The following is a 26,593-nucleotide window of genomic DNA, read 5'->3' as shown; positions in this document are numbered from 1 at the left end:
CTTTTTTTAGATCGTACTACGGCTATCCGAACAACTCCATGATCGGTTTGCCCGTTGTCAGTTCGCGTAAAATTCCGGTCGGGTCTTGGGGATCGTTGATAGGAATGTCGAGCGCGTGGTAGATGGTCGCAGCAAGCTCCTCGGGGCGAACGGGGTTTTTGGTGGGATACTGGCCGTACTTGTTGGATTTGCCGTATACGTTTCCGCCTGCGATGCCCGCGCCAGCGATGATCGAGGAGAAACACCGTGGCCAGTGCTGTCGTCCCGGCGGATCCTGTTTCAGAACGTGGGGAGTGCGACCAAACTCGCCGGTCACAACAACCAGTGTGTTCTCCAGCATGCCGCTCTCTTTGAGATCGGAAAGCAGTGCCGAAAGCGCCTGATCCAGACGAGGCAAACAGAATCCCATGCCATAAGAACCGTTGCCGAAGGCGTTGCCCATGCCCATGTTTCCGCCATGCATGTCCCAACTGCTGCTCGGGGGGCCTTTCTTGTCATGTTCTGCCTGTCCGGTCCAGCCGTTGACTGTCACAAAGCGAACACCCGATTGCACCATGCGCCGGGCGAGTAACAAATTCTGCCCGAGGGGATGCATCCCATATCGTTCGCGGACTTTGACGGGCTCGGAGTCCATCTCAAACGCCTTCCGACCTTCGGCGCGCGTCAGGGCTTCGTAGGTTTTCTCGCGGAGGTCAGACCAGTCCTTTACACTTTGGTCCTTATCCAGGCTGCTGGACTCCAGGCCGCGGAGCAGAGATTTGCGTTCTTCAAATCGTTGCTCGTCGTAGGGATTGTAGATCTCTGGCGGTTTGAAGCCTTTCATCGCCGGATGATTGTTGGCCGAGCCGACAAACACGGGGGCATAAGCCGAACCGAGATAGCCGCCGATGCCAATGTTGGGCGCGCAAAAGACAGGCGGACCCACGCATTTGATGAGCCATGCGTTGGAAACAAAATTGCGTTTGCTCGGTTTGTGTTTGGCGACGTACGAGCCCAGGTAGGGTTGTTCGTTTGGCAAGCCTTGCTGCACACGTTTATTCGACTGGCCACTCAGCAAATTATGCATCGCATCGAAGTGATTACTGATGGCACCCGGATGCGACATGGAATTGATGAGCGTGAATTGGTCGGTCAGCTTCGCCAGCTCGGTATGCATCTCGTTGATTTGCATGCCCGGCACCTTAGTGTTAATGGGCATGTATGGTCCGCGGTATTCCACGGGCGCTTCGGGTTTCATATCCCAGGTATCAAGGTGGCTCGGTCCACCACAGAGCAGGACAAAGATGCAAGACTTTTCCGAGGCAACAGCATTGCCCGAGGCATCCACCTTGTCGCTTCCCATCACCATTCCCGGCATACCAAGACTCAGCGTACCTAAGCCACTCGCAATCAGGGCCTGCCGTCGGTTCATTTCGAATTCGTTCATGCTCAAACTCGCTCTATTTCGTATAAACCAAAATTGATGTATGGATTATATCATTTTCTGTAGAGTTGCAACACAATTTTAAAGTTATCTGAGAATGATCCTTTTCTTTTCTACCACGAAAGACACAAAAAGCACGAAAATGAAACCCATCCCATAGTTTTTTGTGAGGAGAAAAAAGTGGAAGCGCCAATCATTAATGGACTCGGTACCATTATTTTGGGTTTCAGCAGGCACTGATGCAAGCAGGTTTGATATGGGGATTGACGTAATTAAATGCTTCCAAATCTGGGCGTTTAGTTTCACTAAAAACTATCACACTCATTTGTGATCGGGAAGTTATCAGGACGGTGAAAAAGCATTAGGAGAAATTCGTCAAAAGAGTCTGCTACTTTGACTGTCATTTCTGGCGTGCTCCAGGACATCTCAAAGTTCCATGTAACGACAGATGGTTCACCAGGATTATGATAGTCTAGACAAAGTAGATCCATTTCACTCATACCTCTTGCATTAAGGCCTCCTGCTGTATCAATGACTGCGATAGGGACTAAAACTCCCCCACTTTCATAAAGCCGTTCGGAATAATCAAATCTATTACAAAGCATTAGTATCGAATAATCAAGTCGGATATCAAAGGCTCCTCCAGGTCTCCAGGATCTTATATATGGTTCCAAAATTTTTTCATCTCTACGTGAGTCTAAGATATTACAAAAACGGCAAATCATTCTGATTTCACCATCTGGCATCTTAAAACACTGTTTTCCTGGAATACCACCATGGAATCGTAATATATGTTGTATGAATTTAACCGGTAAATTTATTTCTTTTTCAAAGAGGTTTGATAAAGATTTCTCACAATTATCTATTTCATTTGAAGCTACAGCAGGAACAAGACTTTCTAAATCATATTCCAAGTCTATTTCAGAATTCATTTCTCTTCTCAATTATGACTCATACAAAATTTCGATAAACTGATATGCACTTATCTTGTTTTATCTTTTATTACTCAGAGAGACAACTCCTGAAACGTGTCCATTGAAATTTCCACACCGACACCAAATGGTGCGGCGTTTACCGACGTGAGATCCAGTTTGCCGCCGGTGATGTTGACTCGCGCGAATCCGTCATCCATCGGTGTGTACAAGTCTCGGTGTTGTTTGAGCATCGATTGACTCAGCGACTTTGGAAACACTGACAGGCCGTGGTAGTAGTGGTGACCATTTCGTTCAACTGTCGCATTGCCAAGCGCTGCCTGAGCCGCAAGGTCCTGCAGTAAAGCGACCGGACCAATATTCACCAGGTCTTCGCCACTCATTTGATAGCGACTTGTGTTTTCCATCACGTTGCGATGGTTGATCAGACAGCGATGGGCGGCTGCTTTCATGACACCTTTGCAATTCTTATGACTCGTACCCGCGTAACCCAGTTTGAGTGCCTGCTCCAGCGAGCCGATCTCAGCGTCAGATTCATCAATGATTACGGGGGGACCGTTTTCCCAGTCGGCAATCTTTGCGATCGCAGGATCGAGGGCCACATCACGATACAGGGGCTGTTCGATGAAGATCAATTGCTCGAAGAATTTCTTTAGCACAGGGTCGTCCTGAATGCGGTCCCACAATTCGACGAACTTGAGGAACTCACGATATTGTTCGTTACCATCTAAAGTGAACGCATAATTATTTCCACAATGCTGGCTCACAACTTTTGCTACGGATCGCAATCGATCAAGGTCACGTTCGACATCTCCCTGCACCTTCAACTTGAAATGCTGAAGCCCGTAGAAACGAATACAGTCTTCCAGAGTTTGAGGAAGCCCATCGTCGATCTTGTTCGCAAGCGTCAGGTCAGCTGCCGTTAACGGGTCTGAGAGTCCCACCGTGTGGCGCGCGATCACTTTTGTCAGAGGTTGTTTTGGAAGAAACTCGTTTGGCGCGCGGCCGGCGAGTTCCTGATGAATCGCGCCTAAATCAATCCCGACATTGTTCTCTCGCAGCAATGTCGACAGATTGCAGTTCTCTGCGCGGGCCAACCCGTCAAGCATTGTGCGTTCGACCATGCTGACTCCAAATTGCGCCAACAGCGGTGGCAGATTCTGTTCAACGGCCCATGGCATTTGTGCGTCATAGATTTGTCGCCAGAGATCAAACACGGATGCTGAGGACGCCTGTCGAGCAAAATTGACAGCCTGACGAATGACAAGCAGCATCTCGTCGATTTCCTGAGCGGCAGGTTTGTCAGGCGACTTGTCAAACCACTTCGGCAGCAGGCCTTCCGCTGCAATTCCGGTGACAATTTTGCCACCAATTTCGTAGCAGCACTGCAGAAATACGTGCGGGGCTTCCGTCATCACAGCGATACCAAAACGAAATGGCATTCGTGTCTGTGTTTCCGTTCGGTGGAGTGTGGCGTCGACGAGTTTCAATTGAGAAGTCATGATTCTATATCCAATGGTTGGTTTCGCGTGACTTGTTGCGAGTTCTGTTTGGGTAGTGTATGCTGCGTGTTATGGCTGTTTCTCGTCTAAAAACGCAAAATATAGCACTCAATACGCAGGATTTCGATCTTCAACTGGGAACATCTCGGCTAAATCTAAATCCTGAGTTTCCGCTAAACGTATACCTTGATGGCCATCGTGATGATAAACCGGTGACTGAGCTGCACGTGCATGACGGGCTGGAACTCGGGTATTGTACCTCTGGTTCAGGTACGTTCTATGTCGGCAACAAGATCTTGCCATTTCACGCCGGTGACATGACGGTCATCACGTCTCACGAATATCATCGCTGTCACAGCACACCGGGTACGACCAGTCAATGGGTTTGGTTTTTTCTTGATCCGATTCGTTTACTGATTCCCCATGCCGCATGCGAATTCGTTTGGGAATCAGAACGATTCTGTGGCGCGCCGTTCATGAATGTCATTCCAAACGGCGAGAACTCTTCGCTGCATGACTTGATGAAAATGCTGATTGACGAAGCGAAGCAAGAGGACGAATATCGAAACAGCAACCTTCGCTCGCTCCTGTTACTGTTGATCAACGAACTTCATCGCCGCTTTCCTCGTCGCGGCACTAAAGATCAGACAACTCCCGACGCCACAGGCCTTTCACGGATCGTACCGGCATTGAACATGATAGCACAACATTTTCATGAACCACTGACGGTGACGGAACTCGCTGCCGCATGTGACCTGAGTGTCCGCAGTCTCCAGGCACACTTTGCCGCGCAAATGGGAATGACGCCACAACGGTATCTGATGAAAAGTCGAGTACAGGCAGCGGCAGCTATGCTTCATAATCACCAAAATCGTATCACCGAAGTTGCCCTGAGCAGCGGCTTCAACTCCCTTTCAGCCTTCAACCGTGCCTTTCGAAAAATCTACTCAATGAATCCCCGTGAGTACCGAAAGCAGCAACGAACATAAATCGACCTGTTCGTGTATTAAAAAGTGTCAGGAATCGTTTTCTGGGCCTGCCACTTAATTTTTTGAGGAATCAGCGTCTTTGTCTGGGTCGGTATTTTGTTCGTTTTCAGTTGATTCGTTCTCACCAACGAATGTATCTATAATTTTGCCCTGTAATGGACGTGGCGCATTGTTAGCGGCGATCACCCCCACAGTCCCCCCTGCGACACGTGCCGCAGAAACTCCAGGTAGTGATAATCCAAATGCGACTAATGCGCCGAGGCAAGCGATCACAATGGATTGGGTCGTTCCAGCATTGAAGAACCAGATCGTTCCCGGTGCTGCACCGATGGCCGTAAATACGACTGATTTTGCGATTTGTTTTCCAGTGATTTTGGCCATGAGTCCTCCGGTTGAACTTACACGTGATCTTGCCGATTCAAAATAATTTATTACTCACTTGTACAATACAGTAGATGATAACCATCAGGTATCAATATGTACAAAGAATAATTTATTTTTCAAACATGATGTCAAAGCGATGCTACATATTTTTATGCATGTCACTGCAAGAGAAAAAAACGTACCAAACTGAAACAGTCAGTCAACTGGAGGAATAGATTGTATGTGGGGCTGACGCTTATTCACTCTTAGTGGGAATTTGAGTCTGCCATTGGTCCTCGGAATCAAGCAGTTCGCGGCATTGTTTTCCCTGCAACCATTTGCCGGCGTCCCGATTCTGGTGAAGGTATGTGTCCCAGAAGGCAGTGGTCACTGCCAGGATCCTCGGATGATGTTGGGGGTTCCGGCGGGGTTTTCCGAGACGTTCTGGTCCATCAGTAAACGCAGAGTGTTGAGCACCAGACAGAACCAGTTCGTATTTATCGATGGAATCGGGTAAGGCGCGATACACTTTACGGCGATCCTCGACAGTGGTGTCATTAATGACCGATTTATCTTTTGTACCTGTCAGCGTCATCCAGGGAATCGAAACCTGACCAAACGACTGTTTGCGATCCAACCGTCCCCGATAGCTGGGGCTGAACATGACTGCTGCTTTGATACGTGGATCGGTATAACGCTTTCCTACAAGTGGTAATGACTGTCCGCTGACGCCCTGTGTTGTGACCGCACCATACGAATGGCCCGACATGCCGATGCGTTGCATGTCAATTTTTTTGTGAAACTGATGTTTGGCGTCGGCATTCCAACTGGCCAGCTGATTCAACACGGCACTCACGTCCTGATAACGGTCCAGCGTATTTTGCACATTCGCGGCTGTTCTCAATGCCTTGAGTCGCTCTCGCCGATCCACTGTTTTCCAGACCGCTTCGTCGCTGCCTGCATGTTGTAGAAAAACGACAACATAACCACGATTCGACCAGTGCTTTCCCAGGTAACTGCAGCCATCTCTTGAACCTCCCAGTCCGTGGCTGAAGAGGATCACGGGAGCGGCCTGCATCTGGTCGGGTAAAAAAATCCGCAAGGGAATGTCTCGTTTTCGTTTCTGATCCTGCATGGTGATTTCAACCGGCTGTTGCGCACGGCTGTCACTTTTTTCCAGCGGATTGTATTTTTCGATCTGAGCAGAACTGCGTTCGGAAAAGAGCAGACAAACACTTAAAAACAGACTGATTTGCAGAAGCTTCATCATTTCCTCTTTCTCAACGCTGCCGCCATCAAAGCAGTTGTGGCGTCAGTCATGGTTATTTTTCAGAGATCTGAACGTTGTTGTATGGAAATCACCAGACGTTGATTCAACACTGTATACTTGGGTGGGTTTCGTCTCATTTTATGTATTTTGATCTGATTTTACCGGGAAATAAAGGATTGGTAGGGGGAGTTCTACTTCCTTTAAAGTCTTTCGGGGCATATGAGAATAGGCATGTAGATTCCACGTGTTTGACATGGTCAACTACTTGATGTTTGACGGTTTGTTCTCCACGCCGTCAGAAGTATTACTTCCAGCAGACTTTTTTTTAATCTTCTCGATGGCTTCGGCTGCAACATCACGTAGATACTCGTCGTCGGAGTGGCTCAAACCAGAGAGATCAGGGATCGCCGACTTCGCAGCAGCGCCCATCTTGCCAAGAGCAATCGCTGACGCGCATCGGACTCCAAAATGCGATTCTCTTTTTTCCAATAATGCTGTCCGCAGTATAGGGACAGCCGCTTTGGCTGGAGGCCCAATCTTTCCCAACGCACTTGCCACTGTCACCCTGAACGTTCCATACTTAGACATGTCTGGAGTTTGCAAAGCATCAATAAGAGCCGTTATGGCAGTTTCATTTCCGATTGCACCCAATGCTTCTGCTGCCATATCCTGGTAGCCATCTTCTAGAGTCTGGAGAAGAAGAGTCATTCCTTGCTTGGCAGCAGGTTTATCTGGTGTGATTCTCACTAGTGCGGCTGCCGACCAGATTCGTATCGTTTCATTTTTGTCGTGTTCCATGAGCCGAATTAACGACGGCTCTGCAACTGCTGCATCTGGTCCGATTGCCGCTAGTGCGCGAACGACATCAATGCGCACCGGCACTGTGAATCCAACATCGGCAACTATGTCCCATCGAACCTTTGTTGTGGCTAAAGCTTTATTCAATTCGTTGGCCGCCAACCCCCCCTTAGCACCGAATATTTCCAATGTCCGTGCAGCTGCAGACATGACATCGCCGTTGGAGTCCTTCAATCCTTCCACAAGGATCGGGATAACCATCGTTCCTTGAGGATCAGCGTCATGAAGCGCTTCGAGTACCCAAACGCGAATAAAGTCATTATTCTGACTGCTGCGGAAAATCTGTTCAAGAAGAGGCACGACAACTTTCGGCTCTGCTCCCACTCTTACAATCGCACCAATGGCGCTACATCGAACCTCGTCTTCAGGATCATCCAGAGTCTTGGTTAGTGTAGAAATGGAATTCTTTGCGAGTGGACCAAGTTCACCAAGGGTTTTCGCGGCCATTTCACGAGTAGTATTATTCTTGTGGCTCAGCGCTTCAATTAGTGCTGGAACGGCGGGACGACCGATCCGAACAAGTGCGTCAGACGCAGCGTCCCGTACACGAGGGCCAAGAATCTGAATGCCAAATTCTGTTGGTGCTCCGTCATCTTTGAGAGCAGCTATCAGTGGTTTGATGGCGGGTTTTGCTTTCGCGCCGAATTTATTCAATGAACGCGCTGCGTCGTACCGCACTTTAGGTTGATCGGACTTTAGTAACGTAACCAAATCAGCAACGTCGTCAGCCGCAACTTCCGTAATTGGTATGAGAGGGCAGATACTAAAGAGTAAGTAATACAGACCACACATGCGCACCATCTGAATCATCCCCATGAAGATAACGTTCGATCCACTTCTACTCTAAAGAGGTGGAAGACATTAACCGACTCATTTATTCTCTGATGAGCCCTTGCCTGAGTCAAGATATAAAAAACGTTGGAAGAATACCACAACTTGTCGATCCGAAGGGTAGGAGTATTCCGAAGTTATTTAGTTCATTGTTCATAAAACACAACTGCTGAATATTCATCTTCGATATACTGGGTGAGGATTGGAATGGGAGCTGACCCGAATGGTGCTGTCGAGTTGTATGTTATTTCAAGTAGCATTGTTATGTAAACGCTCCCTGAGAACTTGTTTGGGTTGCTGCATCAGAGGATAGGTGCCTTGTCTACGTTTGATGACGCGAGGTTCAGGGAATTTAAGATGCCAGGTTCATCTATTTTTGCTTGTGTTTATCCCCCCCCAATAATGACTGAGTGCGGGAATCAGCCGTTGACTTACAAATCATACTCCTCACCGTCGGTATTATATGCTTCGCGTTCGAATGGATTATCGCGATAGAACCGGCGACCGACCAGCCACATGTAGATTGACGAAAGAAAATAGGCAGGCAAAAGAAAGGGGCCCCAGCGCTCATACTGAAGGATATGAACGGTTTCATGTTTGCGTGAAATGTCCAGAGACGCGTCCGTTTGACCAAGGATTGTGTGGCCGAGTGTCAACGCGAGGGTGAATTGGCCGTGCGGCAGTCGTTGTACGAACCACTTTGTGCCGCCGTCGTAAAACTCGATAGCGCGACCACGAATTCGTGCTCGACCGCCGAAACACATTCCAACGCCGCCGATTACCAGACCGAGAAGCGTATTCGGTGACGCCCAAAATACCCGAGTTAGAAAAACAATGTGATTAATCGGTTGCGCCCTCATCAGTTATGGATCACTTTTCATTCGCCTGCATAGTGTTGGACAGACTGTATGGGAGTCTGACCTCTTTTTAGTTCTCATGGTTATTCAACCGAGAATCGGCCATCGTCCGCCGCTTTTGATATATTGTAGCATTTCGTCACATCTTTGCTGACAATTTTGAGTCAGGGGATGGCGATGGCCCGGACAAAGTACCTCGATATCCATGGACAAGCACCGAATCATTGAATCGCGTGCAGCCTCATGATCTGGCGTAACTGGACGTGCCATGAAGCGGATACGTTCACCGATCACGGCGAGTGCATCACCAGCGAAGAGCGCCTTTTCAGGGGCGTAGTAGAAGCTGATGTGTCCGGGAGTATGTCCGGGAGTTTCGATAACCGTGAAGCCTTCGAGAATTGTGTCACTGTCACACACCACTTCTGGTGACTCAACTGCTCTGGGTACCGCTTCGCCAAGTAGTCCAATGAACAAGACGAAGATGCCCCACTCTGGAATGTGATTGGCGAGCCATCCACGGAAACCGTTGTGGGAAGTCACTCGCGTGAGATTTGGTTTGTCGAGTACGTGGCAATAGACTGGGGCTCCGGAACGGGCTTGTATTTCTGCCGCGCCAGCAGCATGATCGTTGTGCCAATGTGTGAGAAGAATCGCACGAATGTCAGAATGAGACAGATTCAGTTTGGCAAGTGCGAGGTCAATATCTCGACCGTCTGATGCCATTCCGGCGTCGATGAGCACTGGCCCTTTTGACGTCAGGACGAGATACGAGCAGTTTTGGTATGACGGTCGACGAATACACCAAATCGCATCGGTAACCTGGAATATCTGAGTGCCAATTATTTGAGCCTTTTGTCTTATAGTGTCTTCAGTCACCAGGCTGCTCCCAGCGAGGTTGGTTTCAAATTCAGCCTGATTGACATCTCCGATCCGTTTTGTTGCATGAATCAAACTTCCGCCTCGATAGACTTGAGCATGTTGCAATACTTCAGTGTCATGATTTGGGACAAGTCTTGGGAAATTATCAATCGCAAGATCTTCTCGCAGTCCAAGGTTGCCATCCAACAAGGCTGTAGAAACTTCTGCAGACGACCTGATTGATTGCATTATGCCTGCGATCTCGTCCGCGCAAGTCTGTGGGGCACAAATTTCTATTCCGATTAGATTCATTGAGTCTGTGGCTTCCTCGAACATATCGATAGCAATGAACGAATTGTCGTCTGAATCACTGACGAAAATGAGGATGTCCCCACGACCGCATCGAGCGTTAGGATCACCATTGTACCGAGCGGCTGAATAGTCATAGAACGAGTCGTAATTATTCAGCAGTGAAGTTTTGAGCGGAGTCACCGAAAGAATGGTGAAGAGTGTTCTTATCAAGGGAGAATCACAATCATCATCAGAAATGTCCCAGATAGGTACTCCCAACTTGAATTCGCGGTATGCTAACAGATCGCTCATTACGTTTCTTCTCTGTAAAAAAAACTTATTATTCGCCTGCTCATCTTTGTTTGTATATGATGTTGCTATGGGGCACAACATACAAACTGATCAGATACCATTTAGATTTGATATCAGCAAATTTTGTATGATATTTGGTGGAAATCACATTAAAAAAATAAAAATTGCATTGGGATAGAATCGTTATAGCAAGTCATCTGCAGATATGAAAAAACAGAAAATTTATCAAGATAAACAGTGGGCCGGGATGGTCCCTTTGATAACTGCATACAATGAATGCAATCACAAATCCGATTTTGATCGTATCCTCTCATTTTGTCTGAAACGAACGACTCTTAACAATTCTGAACTTCTCGAATTTCAAATCGCTTCCCAAAACGAATGGCATCAACTCAGAACTCGCTACCTATGTCATGATGAAGAATCACGAAAAGTGATTTTCGAGTTAAGCAGACTTGGACAACGCGCAATACAAAACACGGCAGAATTGCTTGATCCCCACCTCAAAAAACTGGCATCTGAGTATGCAAGTCGTTCCCATGACAGACGACATGAAATCTGTGACCAACTTTATCAATCTTTATTAACTCAGTCACAGCCTGTTCGTTCTCAAAAAGAATTACTGGAACACATTTGGGACGACCTTTCGAATCAATCCTGTAACCGAATTTTCGCGCGGCAATTCACTAAACATGGAAATCCCAATTGTTTGGGACGTGCGTTGATGATGCTTGCTTTTGCTAAACTCGCTAATGCAACTGTTTTGGGAGCAACTCCGTTGGTTCCCAGTTCAGAAATTGCAATCAAGCACGATGGTCGCGTAGCAAGATCTATTCTCAGGCACGCCGAGAGACACAACGTCAAACTGAAACCAGAACTGATTTCTTTCTTACAATTTATTGTTTCACGTCCTGAAATTGATCGTGTACGGCCTCCTATGTTTCATATGGGATTACTGTTTCAAATCAGTCCTGCTCGCTGGGCATTAATCGATCCTCACGCCAAAGTTTTTGGCACATATCAAAATACAGCAATAATTTCTCAGATTGAGAAAGAGAGTCAAGATAGACGACAGGGAATTTTCAGCGCTGATTTTCGCTCTGAAACAAAGATCAAACGTGTGAACCAACTCAGGCAACTGAAATCCTTAACCACATTTCTCCGTCAAATTCAAACGCTCAGTACCTCAAGCGAATGCCATCTCGGCGAAGCCCTGATTGCAATTGTCAATTCAAAGATTCTTGATTTTATCCTTAGTGATGAATGGAACATTCCTAAAGAACAGAAAGAAAAAATCGCCTTGCAAATGAGAGGGGAGCAATCAACAATTGTCGATAACCTTTATCTTGAACCATTGTTGGGAATGAGGTGCCCTGTGTCTACTTTGTACCGTATCCAAGCGTTCTTGGCTTATGTTTTATTGCTGGATTGCGGAAAAGAATTTATAGGTCTGCTTTCATTTAACGTTTCTGCCGGAACTCAAACGCTACGCCAGGAGATGTTGAAACGCTCTTTTCAAGATCTCCTGGCGGAACTCATCGCAAGATTTCATGGATTTCTGTTTAATAAATCTTCGCTGGGACAGGATCAACAATTATTACACCCCGTCATCGAACTGTATCAACCGGAATTTCGAGTTGGCGTCGAATTAATCTCTCATGTCAACGCAGTCACTCTCTGTTCTGAGAATGTCATGCAGAAGTTATCTCGTGTTTGTAGTGGTCAATCTGTCCAAATTTCTGCCGCAACTGAGATCCTGCGCAATCAAAAAGAAGCAATTCGTCTTTCATCAAAACGAGCTTTTGATAAATTATATTCAGCAGAAGTACAGTCGGACCGACTTCAAGAAATTTTGAAACGGATATTCAGAAAATTATCACACACACATCCGGGAGCATGAACGATCATGATTCATAGTGAAAACGACTTTGTCGAAGGTGAAGCAGGACAGATTAAAGTCAGATTGAAAAAAACGCTTGGTGATATTCAGGGGTGCCGGAACCACTATATGCTACAGGCAATTCCTGGAATGATGCCCATCGTAGAGAAGGTCATCAACGAATTTATTGATGAAACGAAAAATAGTGTGGAATTTGCCAATGCACAAGAGGAGTTGCGGCTTGCGAATTATGATCAAGAGGTATTAACCAGGTTGGTGAGTCAATATGAAACACATCCTCCAATGCAGATTGCCCTGAATGTCGCTTACGAGATCTGGAAAAACGATCCGAGCGCAGAAGAAACGTTACGACAGATCGTTGATCGTGCTGACAGCCTTTCACCCAGTGGAAGCAAATCCATTTCTAGCTCACAAGCACCAACATAACAGGCACCAACTTGTGTTTAAGATTTCAACCCTTTTTTCTTTTGGTTTTCTCCTCCTCCGTTCTGCTTGCCTTACTGATGATTACCTTATACGATTACATTTGTACAGTTTTTCTTGAGGGTTCCAATATAGCAGAGGGAGGTAAGATGGTTCTTCGACTGGTAATGATATTGGTAGCTTTAACGAGTCACTCGTTTCTATATGGTGATACTTCGGACGCATCTCTGAATCGTGCAAAAATTATGTATGAAAAAAAGGTTAGTGAAGCACGAAAACAGCTTCTTGCCGCATATGACAAAGCCATCCGCAAATACACTAGCCGAGGTGAGATCAGTAGAGCAAATCAACTTCGTGGCGAGAGGAAAGAATTTCTTTCCAAAGGAATTATTCCTCCATCAGGTTCCGTTGTATCGCTCGTGAAATCACTCGATGCTACGTTTGTCGTCTCGGGCACCGGTTACCAGGTAGAAGAATTTTCAAATGGGCTGAAAGCATTTTCAAATCGAAATTATAAATTAGACGACATCCCTCGAAAATTTGCAGGTTGGCGTTTCACACAAAAAAATGGTGGTGATTATGCTGACATGAAAGTGAATGTAACTAGTGATGGCTTTATCTATGCAGCCATTCAAGCTGAATCACTCAAAGAGGCTGCGAAAAAAATGACCGGCTGGATTTTGGATCAAGATGCTTTCTTTTCTTATACAAGTAAAAAGAAAGAACGTATGGTTATCGTGAAAAGAAGGTTTAAGGCCGGAGATGTTTTTAAGGTAGATCAATTGGGCTGGACAGGAACGATTTTATTAATTCCTCCGATGAAATAAGTAGCTGGTCAAGTACATCTCCAAGTATGACAAATGATGATCGTTCTCTTATTTAAAAAACGCCTAAAAAAGATTATTTGGCAGGCAGTATAGTGTCTGCCCTTTTTATTTCCAGTTCCGACTAAATATCCCACTCTTTTATTCCACCTTTGCGAACTGTTTTTGGAAGAACTCCAGCATTTCGCGGTGGGGGTCGCGGTCTTTGGGTTTGTAGACGAACACGTTTTCGATCTGCAGTTCATTCATTTTTTTGACCAGATCGCGGCCGAAGTTGGGGTGATGAATGCCCTGGCCGGGCCGTGCGTTCTCGGGCAGGGGGCCGTCGGCTTCACTATAGACCATGTACAACGGCGGGTCCTCTTTTGTCAGGTGGGTGATTGCTGAGGACTCATTGTACCGTTTCTGTTGTTCCGGTGTTGGGTGCAGTGCCTCTTCTGCGGTCTCGACGCCGTAGGCTTTGAAGATTGAGGGATGTTCCCAGGCCCGTCCGCCGATCAGCGCTTTGATCTTGATCGGATCATAGGTGCTTTGTCCGCCAAAGGTGCCGATGGCCTGAATGCGGGTTGATTCGCGTTCGACGGGATCGTCGCTTTTTGGATCGGCGAGATCATCGTGAAAACCAATCCACATCGAAATTCCGGCCCCGGCAGAACCGCCGTAACAGGCAACCCGTTTCGGATCGATGTTCCATTCCTTCGCTTTGCTGCGCAGAAACTGAACGGCCCGCGCACCGTCGCGCTGCGGTTCGGGAAGCAGGATGTCTTTACCATTAATAAAGCGGTAGTGAATCGCGGCAACACTGATGCCGGCATCGAGGAACTTCTGAAGCTGTCGGGGATTCATTCGCTTACTACCGCCTACAAAACCGCCGCCATGAATGTAAATCACCAGCGGAGTCGGCTGGTCAGACTTCGCTTGATAGAAGTCGAGCACGTTCCGCGCGTGATCGCCGTATTTCATATCTCCCAAGGTCGGCTTGACGCCATTGCCATTCACACCTCTGATGTTGTTGCGGTATTCTATTGCTTCGGCGCGCGTGAGGGTGCCATCTTTGTTTTTGTCGGCCGCCGGAAATCGCTTCAATAATTTTTGCAGACGTTCGTCGGCCTGCGGTTTTTCATCTGCAGCCCACACAGATTGAAACAGCAATACTGCACTACATAAAACGAGGATTCGTAAGCCAAACGGAACAGTGGGAATGTGCATCATTTCTGTGACTCGTTTTCTGTTTTGAGATTTGTATCAGCATCGAACTCTTGTTAATTCTACCACATGATTCTATTTGAGGTGCCTACCCCGGATCAAGGATAAAGTCCTTTCCAGTTGCCTGTTATGATTCGTGAACCAGTTCGAACGGGATCAAACGAAGGATTGCAAGCTGAGAAGGGGGCTGGCCTCCTTTGCTTGTCTGGATAAGTCGTTCACATCAGGGGGCATTATCAGTGAACCAGTTCATAAAGACTTCAATTTTTTGGGAACAATCACGAAACCTGATCGTCTTATAAATACCAGGATCAATTTCCGTACTTCAAAAAATTGGGAGAGAAACATGGAACGACGAGACGCCATTCGGACAGGTCTATTAGGCACGGGTGTTTTCTTACTGGGACAGGAATTCCGAGGCGAACTTCGGAGCAGTTCCGTTAGAAATGAAGCTGCTGCAAGAGAGTCACGCTTGCCCTATCATTGTGGAAACGAACTCTCCGTTACCTCTCATAAGATTCTCGACAACGATGTGACCGATGCGACGACAGGTATTGAAGATTGGGGACCGATTGGACGTGGAGTCCATATTCGAGAATTCAATGTGCCAGCAGGAACGCACCTGATTCTGGGAAACGTCCAGGAGGCCGGGCACTATGGTTCGGCAATCTACGAAACGCTGGGAATAGCACTCCAGCAGAAGATCTGGCGCTGCCGTGTGATCTGGAAAATGGACTGGGATCAACCCGGTGAGCTACAGACCTACTTCTATTGGACCCGCACGCCACAGCAATCGGAACTCTGACTCACGGCGTACTTCTCCATCAATAGATAAGCCGCCCAAATTGGGGCGGCTTTGAATTGATCTGACCCCATTACCATTCTCAGTCGCTAATGATTCACTGATGTAAGGCTGGAATTGTGATTTACCTCTTGGAGTGGAGAGGAAGCAGGCCAATCGGCGGTGAATATTTTTGTCATACTACGGTTAACGTTTGATTTGACAATTAAAGTCAGCTGGAATTGTGGAAAGAAATTCATCGACTGCGGAATCAGAAATATTTGTTCCAGTCAGGTCGATTTCGTAAACCTCGAGACCGTGTAAATGTTTGAGCCCATCATCCGTGATGCTCGTGTTCCTTAGGTATATACCTCGGTATGGCTGAAGCTGACGAACATATCTTAGATCGTCATCTGTAGCTGTAGTGTCGTTGAGATAGACCTTTTCGTAGACCGTTGCGCACCAAGCGGTGTCGTGAAGAACCGAACCACCCAGGTGTTCGATGTGTGCAATCGCAAGTGGTGTCGCTAGCAAGTAATAAATCCCGAAAAAGCCGCCAATGACCGCGGTGAAGCCAATAATACGCACTGAAAAAGTTTTTGGCGACATTATTTCAAGAGTTCCTCGTCAACATAACTTGTTATTAACCTGCTGACCGTTAATTATATCTACAGGTTAATATCTCGTTATAAATATCAAAACCCCATTTAAGAGTATCGGTCAGAGATTATGGGGTTCTGACTCCTTTTCGTTGCCCAAATGATCTACTGAGGCCGAGTATGCGTGTTGCCGTTGTCTTACTGATGCTGTTGCTTGCCCAACCTGCGCTGGCACAAGAGATTCAGAAGGTCGTGATCCGTCCCGATTTCGGCGTTTACACGGTGAGCAAATGGAAGCGAGATTGGCCCGGTTGTCAGTACGAAGATGGTGTCCGTGAGGGACATCTTTCGATTGTGAAGTTCAACGGGGCAGCCGCGTATCGGGTGGATTATGTGGTAGGCGAAATTGGCCCTGAGAAGGGAGGCGTCGGATGGCGTTCGCCGATTCAGCCGTCGGAAGTCGTGGAACTGAATTACAAGGTTCAATTCAGCAAGGATTTCGACTGGGTCAAAGGTGGCAAGTTACCCGGATTATGTGGAGGCCCCAAGTCTGTGACCGGTGGTAATCGGGCAAATGGGACGAATGGGTTTTCCGCCAGGCTCATGTGGCGGGCGAATGGTCGCGGCGAAGCGTATATTTACCACATGAATCAAACGGGAAAATATGGAGAGAGTTTTCCTTTTCCAGCTGACGTTCGTTTTCAGCGAGGAAAACCTGTGCTGGTGCGGCTCAGAGTCGGCATGAATACGCCCGGTCACGCCAATGGCACATTGGACGTCTGGATTGGTAATGCCTCAACCCGCAAATTCCGACATGTCGTCAATCGCTCTGACATGGAATGGCGGGCAACGAGCGAGATTCTTGTTGACAGTCTGCGCTTTGAGACATTTTATGGAGGCAGCAACAAATCGTGGGCTCCACGACGCCCCAGCTTTACACTGTTGAGCGACATCTCGACGCAAAGTATCGATTCGAAACAACGTTCGGGCAGATAACAATCGTTTGTATTGGCTTGATTCATGTTGTTTTTGCCTGGATAATGCCCGGTAGTTAGTATGAAGGGCTAACTTTTTGAGCTTTCCTTTGGACCAAAGTAGTAATGTAGTAATACGGTAAAAAATAATTGATTGGATTTAACGCAATGACGGAAGAGAAAGAAAGTAGTCGTCATGATCCGAAAGATTCGGCTTTGAATAAGCAAATGTCACCGATTACAGGCGGTGCGTTGCTGGGACTCATTGCCTTTGGATTTATCTTGTATCGTTCACATGATTTTATTCGAGCATTGATTGTTGGAGTTGTTGTCTGTATCGGAATATTTGGGGTCATGTGGGCTGGACAATACCTGGAGCGACGCAACAAGAAAAAGAGCGATAGCTGAAATCAGTAATACGACAAACAGGTGATACTAGTAGCTATAGAGTTGGGAAAGCGGTAGTGGAGTTGTTCTTTGATTTGAATAAAAAAACGATGGTTACCCGACATGATTCAATATGTGTAAATTGTCGCATCATCGAAACCTTCTTCCAGTGTCGCAGAGGCTTCAACATGGTAGTCCGAGAGTCGTTCGTCCTTGCCGCCCCAGTCATTTCCGCCACCGTGGAAGTCGATCCGAAGATGATCAAAGTCGTCAAGAGGGCGAATTGTAATCATATATGGACAAACCAAAGAATCACGTATCTGCTTAGCCGTTATCGACAGTGGCGGGTCTTCCTGGTTCAACAAAGTATTGAACTGTGAAAGACGATCACTCGCCACAAAATCTCGAAACTTCTTGAACCAGGATTGGCGTGCCATCCATATATGGTGAGCCGCTGGTGTTAGTTTTGCCAGTAATTCGTCGGAACGTGTTTGTTGCGTATCGAAGGTGAAATCGATTTTGCGACCATCGTGAGTGCGCTTTGCGACGAAGCTCTCAAAATTGTCGTCCCATCGGGTATCGTCAAACTTCGTTTTGTCATCAGAATCATTCATAGGATTACTTGAGTTGGCCAGAGTAATTGTTGACAAAATAATTATGCCCAAGCAGTTTGAGTTCGTCAATTATGGTCTGCAGAAATTGTGTCGGCAGACAATCGTGTGAGGCTTTCAATCCTAATGGGATTCCTAAGATACCATCGACTGGAGGATAATAAAGATGTCTGACACCTTTATTTGCGCATAGAAGCTCATTTCTCCGCTAATCGCATTTCCGTGCCTTCTAGATTTTTCAAACCCCAATTCGCGATCGCTTCTATGACTGGCCGCAGTGTCTTGCCCTTTTTTGTGAGCCGATAAGCGTCCTTTCCTGAGACCGATGGCGAAGGAAACTTTTCGGCGAGGCCATGTTTGACAAGCTTGGTGAGCCGATCCGTCAAAATATTGGTGGCAATTTTTTCCGGAGAACTCACGAATTCCTTGAAATGCGATCGTCCTAACAAGAGGTCTCGAACAATCAGCAGCGTCCACTTGTCGCCAATCAGGTCAAGCGAACAGGCAACGGGACAGCAAGACCTTTTCTCTTTCATGATTTCCCCTTTGTCTCGAAATTTCTCAGAACGTCTATTGACTATAATCTGTATACTTGCATAATGCAACTATTAGTACTTGCAATTTGCAAGTACCAGATCGAGCCACATTGGGGGGAGTTGCCATGTCTTCAAGAAACAATTCGCTACACGTTTACGGGCCATGGGCTGTTGTCACAGGTGCGTCGTCGGGAATTGGACAAGCCATGGCAGTCTGCCTGGCTGAAGAAGGTTTGAATCTTGTGCTTGTTGCCCGGCAAGAGTCGATCCTGTCGAAGATGTGTCGTGACCTGGAGAATGAATTTAAGATCGAGACCCGTCTTGTCGCCACCGATCTATCCGATCCAGAATCGTTCCAGCGTCTCATAGCGCAAACACAAGACTTGGAAGTGGGGCTGTTAGTTGCCGCCGCGGGTTTTGGGACTTCGGGGAAGTTTATCGAGTCTCAGCTAGACGAAGAATTGAACATGGCTGACGTCAACTGTCTGGCAGTCTTGAAACAGGTCCATCATTTCGCGATCCGATTTCAAGAACGTACCAAGAGCGGCATCATCCTGTTCAGCTCGATTGTTGGATTTCAAGGGGCACCAAACGCGGCACACTATTCGGCAACGAAGGCATACATTCAAAATTTGGGGGAAGCGTTAAGCGTTGAACTAAGCCCGCACGGAATCGACGTCTTGACCACCGCTCCCGGCCCTACCTCAAGCGGGTTTGCCGATCGCGCGAAACTGAAAATGGGAATGGCAATGACTGCGGAATCAGTGGCCATCAACACGCTTAGGAAACTTGGTCGACGGCACACCGTATTGCCTGGTTTTCTTTCTAAACTCCTTGTCTATGTGATGATCGGTTTGCCGCGGTGGGCAAAAGTAAAGATCATGGGCCATGTGATGCATGGCATGGCCAGCACGAGTGCCGAGACGAAAACGAAATCGGAGTCCGTCGCTGATGATGTCACGTAGTGTATCCCATAGCCTTCAGAACCTTGGCAACGTGAATCGCGTTATATTCAAATTAAAATACTTGCTGAGCAAGTATGCGGTCTGATCGCTTAAACATTTACAAACCATGACCGAGGAAATTCAATACTTCATTCCGAATTTCTTCAATACTCAGTCCCAGGTCCTGTAAAACTGTAACTGCTAAACAATCTTCTTCCCGCAAAAGCCCTAGGAGTAAATGCTCAGTTCCTAAATAGTTATACTTAAGGGTTCGAACCTCTTCCATCGCGTTTTCGACGACTTTCTTCACCTCTGATGCTTGAGGCACCACTTGTTTGTGTTTTTTAATTTCCATTCGGATACGACGAAAAGTAAGATTACAGTTATTAAGAATCACGGCAGCAAGTCCCGATCCCTCACTAATCAAACCTAACAAAATATCGTCGGTACCAATGTGTTCGTGACCGAACAGTTGGCTTTCGTGGTAAGCCAGGTTCATCACTTTTTTTGCTTGGTTAGTAAATCGTTCATAAACATTTCGCAGATCGAGGAGATTCAATACTTCATTCCGAATTTCTTCAATACTCAGTCTCAGGTCACGTAAAACTTTAACTGTTAAACAATCTTCTTCCCGCAAAAGCCCTAAGAGTAAATGCTCTGTTCCCACGTAGTTGTGCTTAAGAAGACGGGCTTCTTCCATCGCGTTTTCGATGACTTTCTTCTCGTCTGATGCTCGAGGCACCGCTTGTTTATGTTTTTTAATTTCCATTCGGATACGACGAAAAGTAAGATTAAAATTTTTAAGAGTGACGGCAGCAACTCCCGATCCTTCACTAGTCAAACCTAACAAAATATCTTCGGTACTAATGTGTTCGTGATTGGACTGTTGGCTTTCCTTGTGAGCCAGGTTTATCACTTTTTTTGCTCGGTTGGAAAATCGTTCGTACAAAGTTCACCTCTGCTTTAATGGTTCACTCCAAGATCGATTTGAAGGTTTTATTCCTTTAATGCTTCTCTGTGTGTAGTTTATTATTTTTTATATTAATGATGTACCGAGCCGTAAATTGAATCAATGCATGAATAGCGCCGATCGTCAAAATCTCAATAACACCTTTATGTACTTCCCCGCGTGAAATGGCCACCGTTCCTGGATTATGAAGATGTATCACTATCATTGGGAGCCAGAAGAGAAATGCGATCAAACCGTTCCAGATGGGAGACGATTCGAAGCCAAGGAGCGCTAGAAACATGAGGAGAAAAATAGCCGTCACTAGTAGCATCCAGGGCACACCAGCAAAGCCCTTCGGCATGAGAACGGTGATCATCGTGTATATCGGTGCCGTCGTTCCAAGCACCCATAACAGATATCTTTTGTGAAAAGCATTCATTCTTTAAGGCCCAACTTATCATTAAACTGAATTATTTTGGTATCACCCAGTCACGGTAGAATTTGAGAAGTAATTGAGGGGGCAAGTCTCTCTTTGATTTATGTGTCATGTAACGTTGTCTGGCTGATCGCTTTAAAGTCCTTTGCTTTACTTGTTCTTCTCGGACTCTTCCGCAGAGAACTCGTTTTGTTGGACCTCGGCAGAATCATCGTCGTCCGCAATGTTACCGTGAAGTCTATCAGCAGCGAGCGATTGAAATTCCGGGTCCTTAAAAACCACCGGTCGCCGGGGGCTTCGGTTCAGTAGTAGCTGCGTGACATCGGCACGCGCGTAATGGCCGGCCGGGTCGTTTGCCATCTTGGCGGCAGGAATCTTCGACATTTCGCAATCGGCGATGAGGATTCCCTCTTCGTTATCGCCCAGCGGACCTGCAATCGTCTCCCCGTTGGGATCGATTACCTGAGAGATCCCTCCGCCGACACGCAGCAGCGTGCGTTTCTCATCGTCGTCGGCGAGCAGGTCGAGTGTCGCCTGATCACACAACCCGCCAACATGAATCACAAAGGTCTGCGTTTCCAGTGCGTAGCTGCGCGAGATGGCAACGCTGGCTTCGCCACTAAACGAGTACAAGGTTCCTGTATAAAGACAGAAGGCGGGCCAGGCGGCAATGTGGATTTGTTCGTTGAAGCAGTTCATCGCGTAACGAGTGAGTGGCTGCAAGTGCTCCCAGCAATTCAGCGAGCCGACCTGGCCAAGGTCCGTGGGCAAGACGAACAGATCGCTGCCATCACCCTCTCCCCAGATGGTACGCTCCGCATGCGTTGGCTTGAGCTTTCTGCGGTGACCGATCAATTCTCCCGACGGTGCAATCGTGATCTGAGCCAGATAGAGACTCCCGCCGGAGAGTTCGGTCAGTCCCATCACGACGTAAATATGATTCTCGCGGGCAGCGTCGCATAATTGCGTGATCGTGTCGCTCGGAATCTTCACTGCGTTGGCATAGAGCTGTTGTGTAAATGGGGCTGAATACATGGGTGATCCCAGATAGATCCACCATGGATAGCCAGGTAACCAGGCCTCGCCGAACGCGATAAGTTGAGCCTTCTGTTGAGCTGCCTCGGCGATGAGGGCCACGGCCTTCTCAGTAGACCGCTCACGGTCTAAGAAAACCGGTGAAGCCTGCGCTGCAGCCAAACGCACCGTCGGATAATGATCACCCATCTAGAGTCCTCCACACGCCGCTACAGCGATCGTTCATGTTGCACCCGCAAATTCTACATCCGAGATCTCGCAAGTCGTATTCCCACGTACTTCAGTAAGACATAACCAGACATAATCAAGAATATACAAAGTCACGGTTTTCCGAAAGGTTCAACTGTATTAGGAAACAGCAGTGGGTCTGACCCCTTTACTGTTTCTTGAATTCATTCAATAATCATAAATATGCTCAATTGTAATGTTGTTGTCCACAAGTTGAACAAGCAGAGCACTAAGATGAGGAACTGTGGTAACAACCGCAACTCTTTTTTGGTTTTCCTTTGTTGTGATTAGTTGTTCAAAAATCACCTGGACAGTTTCATCTTTAAACTTGTATTCTTGCGGGGTAAGTACCGTTAGCAAAATTGCTGAATTATTGCCTGCAATTTCTTTAAATGATAAACCAGCCTTGGCAAGCTGAACTGCTGCAGGAGTAAATTCAGCATATCGGGGAACTCTCACTATCGTGTCACCGCCTTCTGTTTTACCAATCTCTTCAATAGCAGAATCACCTTTAATTCCTTCAGGCGATTTATCGAGAACAATAACAGTCGTGAGAACCGGTTTTTCGTACATTGACTGCGTTCCCATTTTGATCAACTTTGCATATGCAATTTTGCATAACAACTCGGTTGTCAAAAAGTATCTTCTTTCTGCCTTTCTCATTAAATGAGGACCAAAAAAACTTGTTTCCGTCCATAAGCTGATTAATCGAGAGGTGAAGTCAAATTCGTACCAGGGTTGTGCTCCTAAAAAATTTGAGTAATCACGAGTGAACTTACCGTTAAATTGGTCTTCCTCGGTAAGTGCTTCATGGGGATGAGTGTCTGTCACCCTGCCCACAATTTTTTCGTACCAGGCTTTTAATCCATATTCAATTGTTGTGCTGATGCTGATCACCTTAATCATGGTATGGTAGTCGTCGTTATATTCAAAATCTTCTTCAATTTGATCGCTAACAACTTCGTAACCATCCCAAACCTGGTGAATATGTTTGATAATTGGGAATGTTGTTGAAGTGTGTGATTGATAGTAATCCGCTTGTTCGACAGGGCTGAAGACCAAAAACCATTCTGGATAGGTTAAAAAAGTCTGGTCAGCAGGTCTTTTGTCTGGCTCAGGAGTTTGCACGTTTTTGTTTTCAACAAGCCATGCTTTATTAACAACCAGCCCCACACCTGCCAGGTTTGTCGATTGATCATCCCCTTTTAAGAGGAAGATAAATGCTGCTAATACTAAACAGATTAGATTAAATATTGTGAGTCTTTTCATGTGGACTCTTTCGTAAGTAGAACTAAAGTATTGTCCGAAGGATCGTTTTCTTGCAAAATACGCTTACCAGAATCTACAAACCCAAATTGAGACAAATACTGACACCAGTCATCAATCGATTTAAAACTACGGTATTCATCATTATTGAATTCCCATGTTTCATTCAATCCCAAATTAAAAACGGTATGTACAAGAGAAACAAATGTCGCCATCTCTGGAGTTGTCACATCATGATCGCGCATGATGAATTTTCCACCTGGTCGCAAAATACGGACAATCGATTTCACAAAGGCTTCCAGTTTTTCCTCGGGACAGTGATGTAACCCGATAAAGCAAGTGACAACATCTAAGCTCTCGCTTGGTATTTGTTCTTCTTTAATCGGATCATAATCAAGGTCAAAAAATGTTCCAATTTGCTTGAGTTGACCTCTTTCAAAAATTTCACCAATTGAATTATCAGGAGCACGATCATTCATTAAATATATGTTTCCATTGACTGAATGGTGTTTTTTTAAATGACCGATGTACCGCCCCGTGGAGCCAATTTCCAAGTAGCCGTTGAGGGGGGCTTTGTTGTCTAGTATTTGTAGCGTCTGTTTTGTCATCTCTTTTTTTTGTTTTTTTAATGCGGGCAAAGCCAATGTAAGTAGAGAAAAAAAAGGTTTGATTTGTGGAAGTTTGCTTTGAACTAATTTGTAAATCGATTCATCGTCTGTTTTTTCTTCACAGCATTTTTTGATCAGATGGTGAAATTTATCTTCAGGATAAAGATGGAAAATGACCTGTAAAAACTTATAAAATTTGTCACTCCACTTTGTGTCTGAGAACACTTTAATAAATTCTGATTCTGTTTCTACCATCATCTTCTTCTCCGTTTTGTAATAGGTGTCCCAAATAATATTTCTAAATTTGAAGTTGGGGTCAAATTTGTCTTTCAATGCAAACAGCTTTTTTGCATTGGGGTAGGCAACGTGGAATTGCTGAGGGGTTGCATGTACCTGATAAGGCAGATAATACGTCCCATTGACTGAAATGACTGCATCAATTAACTCTCTTGTCCAAACAGCAACAGCATGTCTGGCATTCTCTTCTGTGCTTTGCTTGTAATAAATAACAAACGCAAAAACTTCTTCACGTGCCCACGCCAGATAACTGCCGGGGTCTGCTTGAGCATGCCTGACCGAAACGTTAATAACATTCACTCGATGCCGTTGAAATATCTCTGCCATCAATCCAGAAAATTTCTCAAACTGATTGACCGGAACAAAATATTCGAGCAAAACATAAGTCTGGTCTATTCTTGATTTTGGTTCTAGCTCTGCAACGTCGTACCCTGCTTCATAATTTTTCCAATGCACTCGTTTTTTGAAGAAGAAGATCGGCTCAATAATATGTTCACGTCTCCATTTTCCAAATGGTGTCTCAGAAAATGCCCATAAAAAATATCGTTCAACCGGATAAGAATCTTTCAACGGCATCAAACGTGTTGCGACAGTCAGTTTATCGGAAGTCTCTTCCCACGTTCCTGAGTTTAGCTTTAAGTAGTGTGGCGGGTACATATCTGCATTATGAAAAACCGCTTTGGGATTATCTCTGATATTTGCTGTGAAATAGTCGTGGTATTCATTGCGAGGCATTTTCTTCAATACTCTTTTTACTTTCACATTGTCTGATAATTGCAATTCTGCCTGAACGATAATGCCCAGGCCGTTGTAGCCACCAATCGCCCCGTAAAATATCTCCGAGTTTTCATCAGGAGTTGCATGCACCAGCGATCCGTCTGCTAAAACAATGTCTATCGAATTGACCGACAGAATCAACGGCCCCTGCCCCATATATCGGCCATGAGCATTCACGCTCAACGAACCTCCCACCGTAAAGTTCGCATATGTTTGCATAATTTTGATGCTTAAATCGTGCTCATCAATATTCTGCTGAATATCACACCAGCGAATCCCTGCTTGTACTTTGATTGTTTTGTTTTCTTTTGAGAACTCAATAACATTGTTCATACCACGCAAGTCGATATGCAAACTTTGGTGACTGGCAGTTTGCCCCCCCATGCTAAATCGACCACCTCCCACAGAGATTGCTCGGTTAGTTGATTTGACCAGATGTTGTATCTCCTCAATCGTTTGAGGTTTGATAACTTGAGAAACAATAATCGGGTTTAATCCTGTTACATCATTCACAATCCGTTCATCTGTTTTTAGAAGAGGAATTTCTTGCGCATCATCGTTAGTTAAATAATCTTCTGTAGAACCGGGAACCGTTCCGTATTTATTATCTTGACGAAAACTCCTCTTCAACACCAATCGATAGAATAACCACAAAGGGCCAATAATCGGGATCAGCATTGCCAGCAAAAACCAGCTCGATATGTTTGTATCATGCAAACGTTTTGCAGCAGTGCAAAACAACACCCAGTACAGAAGTGGGTAAATGATAATCGTAAAAGAATAACCCAGCAGATAATCAATAATATTAAAAAGAATGTAAAATGTGAGCCAGATGAAGAGTTGAGCATTCAAGTAGGAAAGACGACTGATTCTTCCCCAGTATGTAAGGAGAAGGTAACTTACGGGAAGCGTTTGTGATAACCTCTTGATTTGAGTCATATTCAGAGCGTATTTCTATGCTGAATTCGATTGAACTTAAAGAAGTGAATTGTATGCCAGATCACTTAACATGCTTCACGACAGTAACATATTCACAGAAATTCATCTACAGTTCGAATAAAGCAGTAGTAATTGTCATTCGATTCTTCTTTGTTGATTTCATCCATCAGACAACGATTTCAATTTTTGAACATACGTTTGAGTAGAGTTACTGAATAAGGCGGGAGAATGGTCACAATATCACGCGAATAATCTAAAGTTTTACAAATTTAATAAGAATCATGATGGGAATCATCTGGACTATCATCTTTCCAGATAATTGATTGCAGGAAATTGGAATGAGTTGCTTACAACTTCTAAGCTAGGGAGTAGTAAAGACGTCAACCT

General features: G+C 45.9%; 25 protein-coding genes. 8 read left to right on the top strand and 17 right to left on the bottom strand.

What is annotated here, in order from left to right; genetic code table 11:
- Nucleotides 1-22: 22 nt before the first annotated feature.
- From V144x_RS23100 to V144x_RS23090, 3 genes are all read right to left on the bottom strand, one after another.
- The gene (locus V144x_RS23100; RefSeq protein WP_144988619.1) at nt 23-1,426 is read right to left on the bottom strand and encodes a DUF1501 domain-containing protein; all 1,404 of its coding nucleotides are present in this window, start codon (nt 1,424-1,426) and stop codon (nt 23-25) included.
- A 302-nt stretch (nt 1,427-1,728) separates the two neighbouring features.
- Complete coding sequence (locus V144x_RS23095) at nt 1,729-2,355, bottom strand: SMI1/KNR4 family protein (RefSeq protein ID WP_144988617.1); 627 nt, start codon at nt 2,353-2,355, stop codon at nt 1,729-1,731.
- A gap of 74 nt (nt 2,356-2,429) precedes the next feature.
- Nucleotides 2,430-3,857: an enolase-like domain-containing protein gene (locus V144x_RS23090; RefSeq protein ID WP_144988615.1), complete on the bottom strand. Its 1,428-nt coding sequence runs from the start codon at nt 3,855-3,857 to the stop codon at nt 2,430-2,432.
- 71 nt (nt 3,858-3,928) lie between these two features.
- Here V144x_RS23090 and V144x_RS23085 point away from each other — a divergent pair, with 71 nt between their 5' ends.
- Entirely contained in the window at nt 3,929-4,846 is a 918-nt protein-coding gene (locus V144x_RS23085; RefSeq protein WP_197998594.1) for an AraC family transcriptional regulator, read from the top strand.
- A 54-nt stretch (nt 4,847-4,900) separates the two neighbouring features.
- Here V144x_RS23085 and V144x_RS23080 read toward each other — a convergent pair whose 3' ends face one another.
- The 5 genes from V144x_RS23080 to V144x_RS23060 all read right to left on the bottom strand — a co-directional run bounded on the left by V144x_RS23080 (nt 4,901) and on the right by V144x_RS23060 (nt 10,486).
- The gene (locus tag V144x_RS23080) at nt 4,901-5,227 is read right to left on the bottom strand and encodes a hypothetical protein (RefSeq protein WP_144988611.1); all 327 of its coding nucleotides are present in this window, start codon (nt 5,225-5,227) and stop codon (nt 4,901-4,903) included.
- A gap of 238 nt (nt 5,228-5,465) precedes the next feature.
- Entirely contained in the window at nt 5,466-6,479 is a 1,014-nt protein-coding gene (locus V144x_RS23075) for an alpha/beta hydrolase family protein (protein WP_232102614.1), read from the bottom strand.
- A gap of 261 nt (nt 6,480-6,740) precedes the next feature.
- Nucleotides 6,741-8,138, bottom strand: coding sequence for a HEAT repeat domain-containing protein (locus tag V144x_RS23070; protein ID WP_197998593.1), 1,398 nt, complete (start codon nt 8,136-8,138; stop codon nt 6,741-6,743).
- Between the two features lie 461 nt (nt 8,139-8,599).
- A complete protein-coding gene (locus V144x_RS23065) occupies nt 8,600-9,028 on the bottom strand; it encodes a hypothetical protein (protein WP_232102613.1) in 429 nt (142 codons plus the stop codon).
- Nucleotides 9,029-9,112: 84 nt separating this feature from the next.
- Entirely contained in the window at nt 9,113-10,486 is a 1,374-nt protein-coding gene (locus tag V144x_RS23060; protein ID WP_197998592.1) for an MBL fold metallo-hydrolase, read from the bottom strand.
- Between the two features lie 205 nt (nt 10,487-10,691).
- Between V144x_RS23060 and V144x_RS23055 the strand changes: the two genes are divergently transcribed.
- From V144x_RS23055 to V144x_RS23045, 3 genes are all read left to right on the top strand, one after another.
- Complete coding sequence (locus tag V144x_RS23055; RefSeq protein ID WP_144988604.1) at nt 10,692-12,386, top strand: hypothetical protein; 1,695 nt, start codon at nt 10,692-10,694, stop codon at nt 12,384-12,386.
- 6 nt (nt 12,387-12,392) lie between these two features.
- A complete protein-coding gene (locus V144x_RS23050) occupies nt 12,393-12,812 on the top strand; it encodes a hypothetical protein (RefSeq protein WP_144988602.1) in 420 nt (139 codons plus the stop codon).
- A 242-nt stretch (nt 12,813-13,054) separates the two neighbouring features.
- Nucleotides 13,055-13,636 carry a hypothetical protein gene (locus tag V144x_RS23045; protein WP_144988600.1) on the top strand — a complete coding sequence of 194 codons (582 nt, stop codon included), beginning with the start codon at nt 13,055-13,057 and terminating at the stop codon, nt 13,634-13,636.
- 138 nt (nt 13,637-13,774) lie between these two features.
- Here V144x_RS23045 and V144x_RS23040 read toward each other — a convergent pair whose 3' ends face one another.
- Entirely contained in the window at nt 13,775-14,845 is a 1,071-nt protein-coding gene (locus tag V144x_RS23040) for an alpha/beta hydrolase (protein ID WP_144988598.1), read from the bottom strand.
- Nucleotides 14,846-15,185: 340 nt separating this feature from the next.
- Here V144x_RS23040 and V144x_RS23035 point away from each other — a divergent pair, with 340 nt between their 5' ends.
- Nucleotides 15,186-15,644 carry a hypothetical protein gene (locus V144x_RS23035; protein WP_144988596.1) on the top strand — a complete coding sequence of 153 codons (459 nt, stop codon included), beginning with the start codon at nt 15,186-15,188 and terminating at the stop codon, nt 15,642-15,644.
- A gap of 183 nt (nt 15,645-15,827) precedes the next feature.
- Here the strand turns inward: V144x_RS23035 and V144x_RS23030 are convergent, their stop codons facing one another.
- The gene (locus V144x_RS23030; RefSeq protein WP_144988594.1) at nt 15,828-16,229 is read right to left on the bottom strand and encodes a hypothetical protein; all 402 of its coding nucleotides are present in this window, start codon (nt 16,227-16,229) and stop codon (nt 15,828-15,830) included.
- A gap of 170 nt (nt 16,230-16,399) precedes the next feature.
- Here V144x_RS23030 and V144x_RS23025 point away from each other — a divergent pair, with 170 nt between their 5' ends.
- Entirely contained in the window at nt 16,400-17,215 is an 816-nt protein-coding gene (locus tag V144x_RS23025) for a polysaccharide lyase (protein WP_144988592.1), read from the top strand.
- A gap of 146 nt (nt 17,216-17,361) precedes the next feature.
- A complete protein-coding gene (locus V144x_RS23020) occupies nt 17,362-17,601 on the top strand; it encodes a hypothetical protein (protein WP_144988590.1) in 240 nt (79 codons plus the stop codon).
- 107 nt (nt 17,602-17,708) lie between these two features.
- Here V144x_RS23020 and V144x_RS23015 read toward each other — a convergent pair whose 3' ends face one another.
- Nucleotides 17,709-18,194, bottom strand: coding sequence for a hypothetical protein (locus tag V144x_RS23015; RefSeq protein WP_144988588.1), 486 nt, complete (start codon nt 18,192-18,194; stop codon nt 17,709-17,711).
- Nucleotides 18,195-18,388: 194 nt separating this feature from the next.
- Nucleotides 18,389-18,727, bottom strand: coding sequence for a winged helix-turn-helix transcriptional regulator (locus V144x_RS23010; protein ID WP_144988586.1), 339 nt, complete (start codon nt 18,725-18,727; stop codon nt 18,389-18,391).
- A 125-nt stretch (nt 18,728-18,852) separates the two neighbouring features.
- Here V144x_RS23010 and V144x_RS23005 point away from each other — a divergent pair, with 125 nt between their 5' ends.
- Complete coding sequence (locus V144x_RS23005; RefSeq protein WP_144988584.1) at nt 18,853-19,692, top strand: SDR family NAD(P)-dependent oxidoreductase; 840 nt, start codon at nt 18,853-18,855, stop codon at nt 19,690-19,692.
- Between the two features lie 97 nt (nt 19,693-19,789).
- Here the strand turns inward: V144x_RS23005 and V144x_RS28845 are convergent, their stop codons facing one another.
- The 5 genes from V144x_RS28845 to V144x_RS22975 all read right to left on the bottom strand — a co-directional run bounded on the left by V144x_RS28845 (nt 19,790) and on the right by V144x_RS22975 (nt 26,206).
- Entirely contained in the window at nt 19,790-20,620 is an 831-nt protein-coding gene (locus tag V144x_RS28845) for a Clp protease N-terminal domain-containing protein (protein ID WP_232102612.1), read from the bottom strand.
- A 203-nt stretch (nt 20,621-20,823) separates the two neighbouring features.
- A complete protein-coding gene (locus tag V144x_RS22990; RefSeq protein WP_144988582.1) occupies nt 20,824-21,030 on the bottom strand; it encodes a hypothetical protein in 207 nt (68 codons plus the stop codon).
- Between the two features lie 176 nt (nt 21,031-21,206).
- A complete protein-coding gene (locus tag V144x_RS22985) occupies nt 21,207-22,280 on the bottom strand; it encodes a carbon-nitrogen hydrolase family protein (protein ID WP_144988580.1) in 1,074 nt (357 codons plus the stop codon).
- Nucleotides 22,281-22,487: 207 nt separating this feature from the next.
- A complete protein-coding gene (locus V144x_RS22980; RefSeq protein ID WP_144988578.1) occupies nt 22,488-23,588 on the bottom strand; it encodes a hypothetical protein in 1,101 nt (366 codons plus the stop codon).
- Nucleotides 23,585-26,206 (bottom strand): FAD-binding protein, encoded by a 2,622-nt coding sequence (locus V144x_RS22975; RefSeq protein WP_144988576.1) that lies wholly within the window; start codon nt 26,204-26,206, stop codon nt 23,585-23,587. The genes V144x_RS22980 and V144x_RS22975 overlap by 4 nt, the downstream gene beginning before the upstream one ends.
- Nucleotides 26,207-26,593 lie beyond the last annotated feature (387 nt).

The sequence above is a fragment of the Gimesia aquarii genome (genome assembly GCF_007748195.1).
Classification (GTDB): Bacteria; Planctomycetota; Planctomycetia; order Planctomycetales; family Planctomycetaceae; genus Gimesia; species Gimesia aquarii.
The sequence above is the reverse complement of the archived record's forward strand: the minus strand, read 5'-3'. Positions and strand labels throughout refer to the sequence as shown.

What these genes read in the sequence shown, in the direction of transcription:
- V144x_RS23100 (WP_144988619.1), bottom strand. Translation starts at nt 1,426, where the DNA reads ATGAACGAATTCGAAATGAACCGACGGCAGGCCCTGATTGCGAGTGGC.
- V144x_RS23095 (WP_144988617.1), bottom strand. Translation starts at nt 2,355, where the DNA reads ATGAATTCTGAAATAGACTTGGAATATGATTTAGAAAGTCTTGTTCCT.
- V144x_RS23090 (WP_144988615.1), bottom strand. Translation starts at nt 3,857, where the DNA reads ATGACTTCTCAATTGAAACTCGTCGACGCCACACTCCACCGAACGGAA.
- V144x_RS23085 (WP_197998594.1), top strand. Translation starts at nt 3,929, where the DNA reads ATGGCTGTTTCTCGTCTAAAAACGCAAAATATAGCACTCAATACGCAG.
- V144x_RS23080 (WP_144988611.1), bottom strand. Translation starts at nt 5,227, where the DNA reads ATGGCCAAAATCACTGGAAAACAAATCGCAAAATCAGTCGTATTTACG.
- V144x_RS23075 (WP_232102614.1), bottom strand. Translation starts at nt 6,479, where the DNA reads ATGATGAAGCTTCTGCAAATCAGTCTGTTTTTAAGTGTTTGTCTGCTC.
- V144x_RS23070 (WP_197998593.1), bottom strand. Translation starts at nt 8,138, where the DNA reads ATGGTGCGCATGTGTGGTCTGTATTACTTACTCTTTAGTATCTGCCCT.
- V144x_RS23065 (WP_232102613.1), bottom strand. Translation starts at nt 9,028, where the DNA reads ATGAGGGCGCAACCGATTAATCACATTGTTTTTCTAACTCGGGTATTT.
- V144x_RS23060 (WP_197998592.1), bottom strand. Translation starts at nt 10,486, where the DNA reads ATGAGCGATCTGTTAGCATACCGCGAATTCAAGTTGGGAGTACCTATC.
- V144x_RS23055 (WP_144988604.1), top strand. Translation starts at nt 10,692, where the DNA reads ATGAAAAAACAGAAAATTTATCAAGATAAACAGTGGGCCGGGATGGTC.
- V144x_RS23050 (WP_144988602.1), top strand. Translation starts at nt 12,393, where the DNA reads ATGATTCATAGTGAAAACGACTTTGTCGAAGGTGAAGCAGGACAGATT.
- V144x_RS23045 (WP_144988600.1), top strand. Translation starts at nt 13,055, where the DNA reads ATGTATGAAAAAAAGGTTAGTGAAGCACGAAAACAGCTTCTTGCCGCA.
- V144x_RS23040 (WP_144988598.1), bottom strand. Translation starts at nt 14,845, where the DNA reads ATGATGCACATTCCCACTGTTCCGTTTGGCTTACGAATCCTCGTTTTA.
- V144x_RS23035 (WP_144988596.1), top strand. Translation starts at nt 15,186, where the DNA reads ATGGAACGACGAGACGCCATTCGGACAGGTCTATTAGGCACGGGTGTT.
- V144x_RS23030 (WP_144988594.1), bottom strand. Translation starts at nt 16,229, where the DNA reads ATGTCGCCAAAAACTTTTTCAGTGCGTATTATTGGCTTCACCGCGGTC.
- V144x_RS23025 (WP_144988592.1), top strand. Translation starts at nt 16,400, where the DNA reads ATGCGTGTTGCCGTTGTCTTACTGATGCTGTTGCTTGCCCAACCTGCG.
- V144x_RS23020 (WP_144988590.1), top strand. Translation starts at nt 17,362, where the DNA reads ATGACGGAAGAGAAAGAAAGTAGTCGTCATGATCCGAAAGATTCGGCT.
- V144x_RS23015 (WP_144988588.1), bottom strand. Translation starts at nt 18,194, where the DNA reads ATGAATGATTCTGATGACAAAACGAAGTTTGACGATACCCGATGGGAC.
- V144x_RS23010 (WP_144988586.1), bottom strand. Translation starts at nt 18,727, where the DNA reads ATGAAAGAGAAAAGGTCTTGCTGTCCCGTTGCCTGTTCGCTTGACCTG.
- V144x_RS23005 (WP_144988584.1), top strand. Translation starts at nt 18,853, where the DNA reads ATGTCTTCAAGAAACAATTCGCTACACGTTTACGGGCCATGGGCTGTT.
- V144x_RS22990 (WP_144988582.1), bottom strand. Translation starts at nt 21,030, where the DNA reads ATGGGTGCTTGGAACGACGGCACCGATATACACGATGATCACCGTTCT.
- V144x_RS22985 (WP_144988580.1), bottom strand. Translation starts at nt 22,280, where the DNA reads ATGGGTGATCATTATCCGACGGTGCGTTTGGCTGCAGCGCAGGCTTCA.
- V144x_RS22980 (WP_144988578.1), bottom strand. Translation starts at nt 23,588, where the DNA reads ATGAAAAGACTCACAATATTTAATCTAATCTGTTTAGTATTAGCAGCA.
- V144x_RS22975 (WP_144988576.1), bottom strand. Translation starts at nt 26,206, where the DNA reads ATGACTCAAATCAAGAGGTTATCACAAACGCTTCCCGTAAGTTACCTT.